At 35.9% G+C, this 10,919-nt stretch carries 8 protein-coding genes; 7 read left to right on the top strand and 1 reads right to left on the bottom strand.

Annotated features, from left to right (window positions below; translation table 11 throughout):
* Positions 1-163: 163 nt before the first annotated feature.
* Complete coding sequence (locus JKA74_RS04515; RefSeq protein WP_201429955.1) at positions 164-1,003, bottom strand: alpha/beta fold hydrolase; 840 nt, start codon at positions 1,001-1,003, stop codon at positions 164-166.
* 213 nt (positions 1,004-1,216) lie between these two features.
* Between JKA74_RS04515 and JKA74_RS04520 the strand changes: the two genes are divergently transcribed.
* The 7 genes from JKA74_RS04520 to JKA74_RS04550 all read left to right on the top strand — a co-directional run bounded on the left by JKA74_RS04520 (position 1,217) and on the right by JKA74_RS04550 (position 10,809).
* Positions 1,217-1,831, top strand: coding sequence for a TetR/AcrR family transcriptional regulator (locus JKA74_RS04520; RefSeq protein ID WP_201429956.1), 615 nt, complete (start codon positions 1,217-1,219; stop codon positions 1,829-1,831).
* A complete protein-coding gene (locus JKA74_RS04525; RefSeq protein ID WP_201429957.1) occupies positions 1,815-3,206 on the top strand; it encodes a TolC family protein in 1,392 nt (463 codons plus the stop codon). Before JKA74_RS04520 ends, JKA74_RS04525 begins: the two co-directional genes overlap by 17 nt.
* A 20-nt stretch (positions 3,207-3,226) precedes the next feature.
* Entirely contained in the window at positions 3,227-4,369 is a 1,143-nt protein-coding gene (locus JKA74_RS04530; protein WP_201429958.1) for an efflux RND transporter periplasmic adaptor subunit, read from the top strand.
* 22 nt (positions 4,370-4,391) lie between these two features.
* The gene (locus JKA74_RS04535; RefSeq protein WP_201429959.1) at positions 4,392-7,793 is read left to right on the top strand and encodes an efflux RND transporter permease subunit; all 3,402 of its coding nucleotides are present in this window, start codon (positions 4,392-4,394) and stop codon (positions 7,791-7,793) included.
* Between the two features lie 314 nt (positions 7,794-8,107).
* The gene (locus JKA74_RS04540; RefSeq protein WP_201429960.1) at positions 8,108-8,341 is read left to right on the top strand and encodes an acyl carrier protein; all 234 of its coding nucleotides are present in this window, start codon (positions 8,108-8,110) and stop codon (positions 8,339-8,341) included.
* 141 nt (positions 8,342-8,482) lie between these two features.
* Complete coding sequence (locus JKA74_RS04545; protein WP_201429961.1) at positions 8,483-9,745, top strand: metallophosphoesterase; 1,263 nt, start codon at positions 8,483-8,485, stop codon at positions 9,743-9,745.
* Between the two features lie 122 nt (positions 9,746-9,867).
* Positions 9,868-10,809: a mechanosensitive ion channel family protein gene (locus tag JKA74_RS04550; RefSeq protein WP_236587497.1), complete on the top strand. Its 942-nt coding sequence runs from the start codon at positions 9,868-9,870 to the stop codon at positions 10,807-10,809.
* Positions 10,810-10,919 lie beyond the last annotated feature (110 nt).

Genomic DNA, 10,919 nt, shown 5'->3' on the forward strand with positions numbered 1-10,919 from the left:
AATCTGGCTAATTTATGTACAGTAAGTTTAAGAGTATTTAATCATTTACTGTTGACTTCAGGAATTGAGGTTCAGACTTGTAAAGAGGTGCTTATTTAAAATCTCAATTAGATTAATTGAGGATAAACAAATAATGAAGGCAGATAGTAATTTTACCAATCCTTTAACTTCCCTCATTGTGATTGCGGAATTTAAACAATTCCCGATGCTGGTCCAGGTAAGCCGCTGAATCTTTTATCAAAGAATTATGACCAGCTTCCAATATTATGTTGTGATACTGATGTACGTGTTTCAATAGATCCAACATATTGTTGGCCGTAATGATTTTATCATACTTACCGGTAATCATATAAGTAGGGATTTTATGTTGGTTGATAATTTTCGCTATTTTTTTCAAGTCAAAGGAAAGGAAGCGAAAAGTTACCCAACTTAAATATACTCTTCGTCTTTTTGCGCGGGTATTCATTTGGCTGTTGGCAAATTTGAGCAAGCTTTTATCCACCAAACCTAATTTCTTTGAGAAGTTGATCAGATTATAAAAATATTTGGGCTTCGTGACCATTGCCCTGAAAAATCGCCTGAAAGAAGTCGGATAAGTGGCCAAACTGTACCAAAAGAGTGTTTTAATGCCGTCAGGGGCTATTAATAAAAGCTGATCTATTTTATCCGGAAATGCTTCCAGGCTAGCCATGGCGAATTTTCCTCCCATACTATATCCACAAACAGCAAAAGTTTGGATGGAATGTTTATCAACAATAATCTCTATAATCTTCTTCCAATCTTCTTTCTTAAGTGGGTGGATTTTGTCTTTCCAGTCACTTTCTCCATGATAAAACAAGTCGAAACTATAAATAGTATATATATCCCCCAGTTTTTCCGCAAAAGGCTCATAGTATTTTCCATGCTGCCCGAAACCATGGAAGGCAAACAATATTTGCTTCCCGTTTCCGGATATGCTATAGTCTAAACGATGACCATCATATATAACTCTGTGGGTTTTCATTTAATCCTGTAGATAAACTTTTTGAATGATCAAGCGGTATTTAATTAAAAATACACCCTTAATTATGTGTTTAAGTAACTGATTATCAATTAATTAAAAATTAATCGGTTTTTTTTTCATTTTATCTAAACAAATTCTAAATTTGCCAGTTGGAAACTCAGGAAACTTGAAACAAAACTAAAGTTTCCTGCTTTATTTTTGCAATATACAAATTTGGATACAGAGAAAAACATATTAGAAGGCGCAAGTAACCTTTTCATGCAGTTTGGTTTGAAATCGGTTACCATGGATGACATAGCAAGTAAAGTTGGAGTGAGTAAAAAAACCATTTATCAATTTTATAAAGATAAGGGTGAAATTATTCAAAATTCGTTAAAAAAGCATTTTGAAGAGCACAAAAAGACCATTCTATCTGCTGTAGAAGGAAGCGATACAGCATTGGATGCCATATTTCAAATTTCCAAGTGCATGAAATCGCAGGTAGAATCAGTGAACCCGGTAGTAATGTATGATCTACAAAAGTACTATCCAAGAGCTTATCATCAGGTGTTGGAGTTCAAACAGAAATTTATGTTGGAATTACTTAAGGAAATTCTCAACAAAGGGATCAAGGAAGGATTATTCAGGCCTGAAATTGATGTGCAAATCTTGGCAATTGTACGAATAGAACAGGTTCAGGCAGCTTTTAATACTTCAATTTTTCCGAGAGACAAGTTTGATTTCTTCAAGGTGAATATTCAAATGTTTGATCATTTTGTACATGGTATTATAACAGAAAAAGGTAGAGAAAAATATAATTACTATATGAATCATGAATATAAATTTTAGAGTACTATTAACGACTATAATAGCAGTGAGTCTGTTTTCAAATAGTGGGAATGCACAGGAAATGGATACCAGCAAGCCCCTAAGTTTGGAAGAATGTGTGGCATATGCACTGGAGAATAATTACAATCTGCGTTCCACCAGATTAGAGGAAGCTATTGCAGAAACACAGGTAGGGGAGACAAGGTCAATGGGGTTGCCACAAGCCAAATTTCAAAGTAATTTGAACTATAATTATGAAGTGCAAAAGGCTTTTTTGCCCAATGCTTTATTTCCTGAAGATCCTAATAATCCTAATCCACCGGATCCTGAAGGTTTCACAGCTGTTCAATTTAGTCCAACTTTTGATGGGAATGCTTCATTTTCCGTATCACAATTGTTGTTTGATGGCTCCTATTTTGTTGGGTTGCAAGCGGCCAAAACGTTGAGGGATTTGAGAAGAAAGGAGTCCAATCAATCTGAAATAGAAATTGTGGAAGCCGTAAGCAAGGCTTATTATTTGGTATTGATCAACCTTGAAAGAAAAGAATTGGTAAATGCCAATCTGAAACAATTGGAGAAGGTATTGTCTGATACTAAAGCACAGTATGAAAGCGGGTTTGCTGAAAGAATTGATGTAGACAGGATTCAGGTAAGTTTGAACAACATTATTACTGAGAATAACAGTATTAATAGAAATTTAGCCTATTCGTATGACTTGCTTAAGTTCCAGATGGGTATTCCGGTTTCCAACGAAATCACTTTATCAGGTGACTTATCTTCTATTTCTTTTAGAGCAGAGGAATATTTAGGCACAGAGAATGAGTTTGATTATGAGGATAGAAGTGAATACAATATCCTAAAAGTTAATGAAGAATTAGCAGGTTTGGACCTTCGTAATAACAAGGCTACTCATCTTCCAAGGCTATCTGCCAACTTCAGCTATGGATGGAACACAGGTGCCAATAACACCAGTGAGTTTTTTGATTTCAATGACCGTTGGTTGAGCTTCGGTGTTGTGGGTGTTAGTTTACAATGGGATTTGTTTACTGGCCTGAACAGGAGTAGCAAAATGCAGAAAAACCGCATTCAGCTAGAGCAATTGGGTATTCAAAAAGAGCAGCTGGAAAACTCTATTGACATGGAAATAATGCAGCTCAAGGGAAATCTGGAAAGTGCTAATGAAAGCATGGAAGTTCAAAAGCAGAACATGGAGCTGGCACAGTCTGTCTATGATCAGACGCAGGAGAAATACAAAGTAGGAGTGGGAAGCAATACAGAGTTGCTGGATGCGGAAATAGCTTCCAAAGAAGCACAGACCAACTACTATAACGCATTATATGAAGCCATTATTTCAAAAATAGAATTAGAAAAAGCACTGGGGATTCTTTATAAATAAAAGCATTAATCTAAAATAAAATGACAATAAAAAATACAATATACGGACTACTTCTGATTGGCTTTTTAGGAGCCTGCGAATCTGAATCAGATACTGAAGAACTAAAATCCCGACTTGAAGAACTTAAGCAGGAAATTCAGGAAAGGAATGCTGAAATTAGTGAAATTCAGAAAGAATTGGCGGAAAAAGACCCTCAATTTGCCGATGAAATGGATAAATCTGTTTTGGTGAGAACAACCGAAGTAGATAAAGGATATTTTCAGCATAAAATACAAGTGCAAGGTGAAGTGGCTTCACGGAAAAATATCGATATGAGCGCTGAAACAATGGGGCGAGTGATACAAGTAAATGTTGAGCCTGGCGATATCGTAAAAAGAGGTCAGACACTCATTCGTTTAGATGCTTCCACCCAACAAAATACTCTTAAAGAATTACAGACATCATTGGAACTGGCGACTAATATGTTTGAAAAACAAGAGAAATTATGGGAACAGGAAATTGGATCAGAAGTACAATACCTGGAAGCTAAAAACAGAAAGGAAGCATTGGAAAGACAAATAGAAACTGTTAAGTCGCAGCTGGATATGTCTTATATAAAAGCTCCTTTTAATGGCAGGGTGAATAGTGTGGATGTGAGGATGGGGGAATTAGCCCAACCCGGAGTACCTATCATCACCATAGTAAGTAATGAGGAAATGTATTTAAAGGCGGATGTTTCGGAACAGTATATTGGGGACTTTGAAGCAGGAGATCCTGTTGAGGTTCATCTACCTGCACTAAAGGAGTCATTTGTTTCAAAGGTAAGCTCAATCAGTTATGTGATTAACCCATCAAACAGAACTTTTCAACTGGATGTGAAACTTACTGATTATGTCAATAAAGTAAAGCCTAACCAATTTGCCAGACTGGATTTGGTAGATTATGAAAATGAGGATGCTATAATAATAAAATCAGATATCATTCAACAGGATAATCTGGGGGATTTTGTATATGTAGTGGAAACACAGGATGGAGTGAAAGTAGCCAGAAAAGTACCCATTAAACGTGGTATGACATATGGTGGTAAGACAGAGGTGTTGGAAGGTTTATCTACAGATGATGTTATTATTTCTGAAGGCTATAGAGATGCTGTTGATGGTATTACTGTGAAAGTAGCAAATTAAACGGCCGTTTAAGCACAATTTTATGAGTGAGCAAAAGAAAAAGAAATTAGAGAAAGAGTTTAGATTGACCTCTTTATCAGTAGGAAACAGAACCACTGTTTATGTATTGACTTTTATAATTGTCATTCTGGGGATATTTTCTTATATTAATTTACCTAAAGAAAATTTCCCGGAAATTACACAACCTACTATTTATGTAGGAACTATGCATCCCGGTAATTCACCGGCTGATATGGAGAAGTTGATTACCCGACCTTTAGAGAAGGAAATCAATACCATTTCCTCAGTAGATAATATTCAATCAACTTCGGTTCAGGATTTCTCCACCATTATAGTGGAATTTACAACCGATACTGATGTGCAAAAAGCTTTACAAGAGGTAAAAGATGCAGTAGATAAGGCTAGATCGGAATTACCATCTGACCTGGATGAAGAACCCAACGTTTTTGAATTGAACGTTTCGGAATTCCCTATTTTGAATATCAACTTATCAGGTAATTATAGTGTGGAAACCTTAAATGATTATGCTGAATACCTGGAGGAAGAAATAGAGAAGTTCCCTGAGATGTCTAAGGCTGAAATCCGCGGTGTTGATGAGAAGGAAGTGAGGATTATGGTGGATCCACTGAAAATGGAAGCCCGTAAAGTAAGCTTTTCCGATATTGAAAATGCTGTTCAGGCTGAAAATATGACTATGTCAGGCGGTAATATCAAAATGGGAGATATCAGAAGAACCGTGGCTATTTCAGGAGAATATACAGATCCGAAGCAGTTGGAGAACCTTATTATTAAAAATGAGAATGCCAGAATTGTTTACTTGAAGGATATTGCTGAGATCGCCTTTGATTATAAGGAAAAGCAAAGTTATGCCCGTCTTAACAATAAAGCAGTAGTGATGGTAGACGCTGTAAAACGTAGTGGCGAGAACCTGCTGATATTAACGGATAAAATTTATGAGGTAGTTGATAAAGCGAAGAAAGAAGTTTTTCCTGATGGGCTTGAAGTTGTAATAACCAATGACCAATCTCAACAAACACGTGATCAGGTGAGTAGTCTTGAAAACAATATCATTTCCGGAGTGATTCTGGTAGTGCTTGTATTGTTGTTTTTTTTAGGTAGTAGAAATGCTCTTTTCGTGGGTGTGGCTATTCCAATGTCTATGTTCATGGCATTTATGATCTTAGGGGCACTTGGTATTACCATCAACATGATAGTGTTGTTTTCTTTAATAATGGCTCTCGGTATGTTGGTGGATAACGGCATTGTAGTGGTGGAGAATGTGTATCGCTTGATGGAAGAGGGATATAGTCCGATACAGGCAACTAAGATTGGAGTTGGCGAGGTTGCCTTGCCTATTATTTCCTCAACGGCCACTACATTGGCAGCTTTCCTGCCTCTGGCATTTTGGCCGGGATTGATTGGTGAATTTATGAAATACCTGCCAATTACATTGATAATAACTTTGGGATCGTCACTTTTTGTAGCCTTGGTGATTAATCCGGTGTTTATTGCCTCTTTCATGAAACTGGATGGAGACGAGGAGTTAAATACCAGAAGGATATGGAGAGTAGCAGGTATAGCAATCGTTTTGGGAATTGTTTTCATTCTTTTGAAAGTATTTGTTATTGGGAATCTTTTAGTATTATTTGGCTTGCTTGGATTATTAAATTCATTCATTTTAATGCCGGCTTCCAGAAAGTTCCAAAGAAGCTTTTTGCCCTCTTTAGAAAGGTTGTATTCACGTACTTTGGCTTTTGCTGTCCGGGGTTATAATCCTTATTTCTTCCTTGGAGGAACAGTTGTAGCACTAATAGGTTCGTTGATGCTTTTAGGTGTTTTTACTCCAAATGTATTGTTCTTCCCTGAAAATGAACCTAAATATGTAAATGTATTCATTGAATTTCCAGTGGGAACTGACGTAGAGCATACTAATGAATTTTCCCTAAAGATAGAAGATCAGGTGAAAGATGTAATAACTCCTTATTCTGATATAGTGGAATCAGTAGTGACCAGTGTGGGTAAAGGAGCCAGTGATCCCGGGGATCCGACTGCCGTAGGACAATCCGAAACACCTAATAAAGGTAGGATTACTGTGAATTTTGTTGAGTTTAAATATCGTGATGGTATTTCCACTACGAAAGTAATGAACGAAATCAGAGAGGCTGTGAGTGATTATCCGGGTGTTTCTATTACAGTTGATAAAGATGCAGCAGGCCCACCTACTGGTAAGCCTATTAACATAGAGGTAACGGGTGAAGATTTCGATGAATTAATAAAGTTAACAGAAAGATTGACAGTTTTTATTAATCAACTCAATATTTCAGGTATAGAAAGATTACAAAACGATCTGGAAACCGGAAAGCCGGAATTAAAAATCAATATTGATAGGGAAAAAGCCAGAAGATTTGGTTTGAGTAGCTTCACTATTGCCAATGAAATCCGTACCGGTTTGTTTGGAAAGGAAATTTCTAAATACAAAGAAGGTGAAGATGATTATGAAATTCAGCTACGATATTCAGATGAATATCGCTATGATGTTGATGCACTCATTAATAAAAAAATCACCTATAGGGATCAGGCTTCCGGTAAAATAAACCAGGTACCTATTAGTGCTGTAGCAGATGTTTCCTATACAAGTACATATGGTTCGATTAATAGGAAAGATTTGAATAGAGTGGTAACTGTTTATTCAAATGTGCTGGATGGGTATAATGCTACTAATATTAATGAGCAAATTGAAGTCGCACTTAGAGACTTTCAAATTCCTACCGGTTACACGGTTAAGTTTACTGGTGAACAGGAAGAACAGGAGAAAGAAATGGCTTTCTTAAGTCAGGCACTTCTATTCGCAGTGTTTTTGATATTCCTTATTATAGTGGCTCAATTTAATAAAATGACGGCTCCATTTATCATTATGAGTTCTGTGATTTTCAGCACAATAGGTGTATTTCTCGGACTGGTAATTTTCCAGATGGATTTTATTGTTGTAATGACAATGATAGGTATCATTTCCCTGGCAGGAATAGTAGTAAACAATGCTATTGTATTGATTGATTTTATTGAAATTAGTAAAATCAATACAAAAATGAATCTGGAGGAAGGGGAATCACTTACCTATCAAATGGTAAAGGATGCAGTGATGGAAGCGGGGAAAACTCGTTTAAGACCTGTTTTATTAACGGCTATCACCACCGTTTTAGGGCTTATTCCCCTGGCTATTGGTTTCAATTTTGATTTCATTGGATTATTTACAAGCTACGATCCTGATTTTTATATAGGTGGAGACTCTGTAATGTTTTGGGAACCTATTTGTTGGACTATTATTTTTGGTTTAACATTTGCAACTTTCCTGACATTGATTATTGTGCCGGTTATGTATCTAATAGCTAATCAGTTGAATGCTAAATTTGGTATTGGAAGGTGAGTTGGTTTTTTTAAATATAATGGGAAAAGTTAATAATGCATAAGGTCATAACAGGGCAGACGATTGAAATCAGCTTCTGAGTTTTAGGATTTAATTCCTGAAAGTAGAAAGTGTTTTTCAATTATCTGTCCTTGGCTTATGGCCATGACTATGCGTATTTCTTTTCGTTCACCAGTAAGTCCTGATTTAAGATTCATACAGTTCTTCATTTAGTAAAATGTCTGAGAAACATGCATTTGTAGGTTTAAATGAGTCAATGAGGTTGTTCAATAAAAGTTATCTGAAAAGTAAATATTAGATGGAAAAAGCATCATATGAAAAATATCTCCAATTTTAAAAAAATCATTCGGGTGTTTCAGCAGTATGGAATAGTGCTGACGGGAAAAAGGAAATCCGCCAATTTTTATAGTGGACTTCATATGGAAAGGATTTTTGTTGAAGGGCTTATCTTTGAATTAGAATATAGTTTAAACAAAGAGTTAGAAGAAAGCAAAGTGGGGAGTGTTGAGACTCCGGAGCAGTTAATTAATTATTTTGTTATAAAATAAAGTATTACCTCTGATAATTGGTAAAATTATTTCGAGTAATCTTTCTCATTTAGAGTTAAATTCTTGAATATGATTTTCAGGGAATGTAGTTAGATCAGACCCCAAAAGGTGTCTATATCATCTCTTTTTAATAGTTATATTATGTCTAAAGTAGTTTTAATACCTTTAGTAGCGGTTGTATTTATATTGTTGGACCTTTACGTCTTTCAGGCCGTAAAGCTTTCTGCTCAAAATGTAAGTACTTTATGGAAAAATATCCTGTTTGGCTTATATTGGGGTATAACCGCAATTACTATTACGGGTTTCTTTTTGTATCATTTTGGTAACCCTGATGCCTATTCGCGTGTTTTTAGAAATTTTTTACTGGTAATTGTATTTATTAATTACTTTTCAAAGTTTTTTGCGGCTATCATTCTTGTTTTGGGTGATATTTTTCGTTTGGGACAATATGCCTTTCAAGTCATACAGAATAAATTTAGTAGTTCTAATGAACCAATCTCCAATGGGAAATCCATTCCACGATCAGAATTCCTCGCCAAATCAGCCTTGATAGCAGGAGCGTTGCCTTTAGCTGCCATGAGTTTTGGAATTATCTCTGGTGCACATGATTATAGAATCCGAAGAAAGACAATTGTACTGCCCAATTTACCGAAAGCCTGGGATGGCGTAAAAGTGGCTCAAATATCAGATATTCATAGTGGCAGTTTTTGGAACAAAATTGCTGTAGAAGGCGGGGTTGACATGCTCCTGAAGGAAAAACCTGAAGTGGTGTTTTTTACCGGGGATTTAGTCAATAATGAAGCGCAAGAAGTCGAGAAATATATCTCCATTTTCAGCAAAGTGAAAGCACCCTTAGGCGTATATTCTATCTTAGGCAATCACGATTATGGAGATTATAAAAATTGGAATAGCCAGAAAGCTAAACAGCAAAACCTACAGGATTTGAAAGAAGCACATGGATTGATGGGATGGAATTTATTATTGGATGAACATAAAGTATTGTATGTTGACAAGGAGCCCTTTGCCGTCATTGGCGTAGAAAACTGGGGTGCAGGAGGCTTTGCCAAGTATGGCGATTTGCAGAAAGCTTATCATGGAGCCGGGGATTTTCCAACAAAAATATTACTGTCTCATGACCCCAGCCATTGGGACGCACAAGTGAGAAAAGATTTCTCTGATATTGATTTGATGTTGGCTGGTCATACCCACGGATTTCAATTTGGAGTAGAAGTAGGAGATTTTAAATGGAGCCCCTCTCAATATGTGTATAAACAGTGGGCTGGACTATATACTGCTGATAACCAACATTTATATGTGAACAGGGGATATGGTTATTTGGGATATCCGGGTAGAATTGGTATTCCACCTGAAATTACAATTTTGGAATTGAAGAGCATTGTGTAGTACTATGTAAGGTAAAGATGTTACAGGTATTAAGGTACATAGTTTTATATTGAGTAACTTTTTAGCTGCAACAGAAGTTAAATATTGGTAAAGTCTTTATCAACTTGTAAACCTCCTTTTATATGCTTGTATTCATACAAGATTCCGATCCTACCAACATTGATGTATCAAAACCCATTACGCAAGTAACTTCCAAGCTGGAATCATGGCTTGACGCCCTTATCAACATGATTCCCAATATGTTGGTGGCAATTATCCTATTCATTGCCTTTTTATTATTAGCCAAGCTTATTAAGAAGCTTTTTAATAAGATATTCAAAAAATCATCCGATAATAAGGCTGTGGAAAACCTTTTATCTACCATTATTTATTATTTAATAATAGGACTCGGGTTGTTCATTATTTTGGGTATCCTTAAATTAGATAAGGCTGTAACCTCCTTATTAGCTGGTATTGGTGTGTTAGGTCTGGCATTGGGCTTTGCTTTTCAGGATATAGCTGCAAATTTTGTTTCAGGCATTATACTGGCTTTCCGAAAACCATTTGTAATTGGTGATATTGTTAAAATTGAGGGTTTTATGGGAACAGTAACCAGAACCAATCTACGTGTAACTGTTGTACAAACTTTTCAAGGTCAGGAAGTGTATATTCCCAATAAAGAAGTGTTATCCAATCCTATTATTAATTATACAGTGTTGGGTGAGCGAAGGATTGATCTGACTGTAGGAATTTCTTATGGTGATGATTTAGATAAAGTACAGGAACTTGTAATAGAAGCAATTAAAAATATAGAAGGGGTAATTCGTAAAGATGATATAATTTTTTCTTACAAAGAATTTGGTGATAGCTCTATCAATTTTGACATAAAATATTGGTTTAAATATCCTGGTGACTATAGTTTTTTTGATATGAGATCCAATGCCATTATGGCAATTAAATCAGCATTTGACAAATCTGATATTACCATTCCGTTCCCAATTCGTACCTTGGATTTTGGAGTCAAGGGTGGAGAAAAGCTTTCTGATATGAAATTAGGAAATGGTGGAGATACTTCTGAATCTTGATAAGGCATTTTTTAGCTACAATAGAAAGCGTTTAAATAAATTGAGCAAATTAAGCTTATAACTCTCCAAAGACTTTAAGTTCTAGTATGAGAGAGGTTAAGCTTGATCAG

Origin of the sequence: Marivirga aurantiaca, assembly GCF_016679925.1 — a bacterium.
Classification (GTDB): domain Bacteria; phylum Bacteroidota; class Bacteroidia; order Cytophagales; family Cyclobacteriaceae; genus Marivirga; species Marivirga aurantiaca.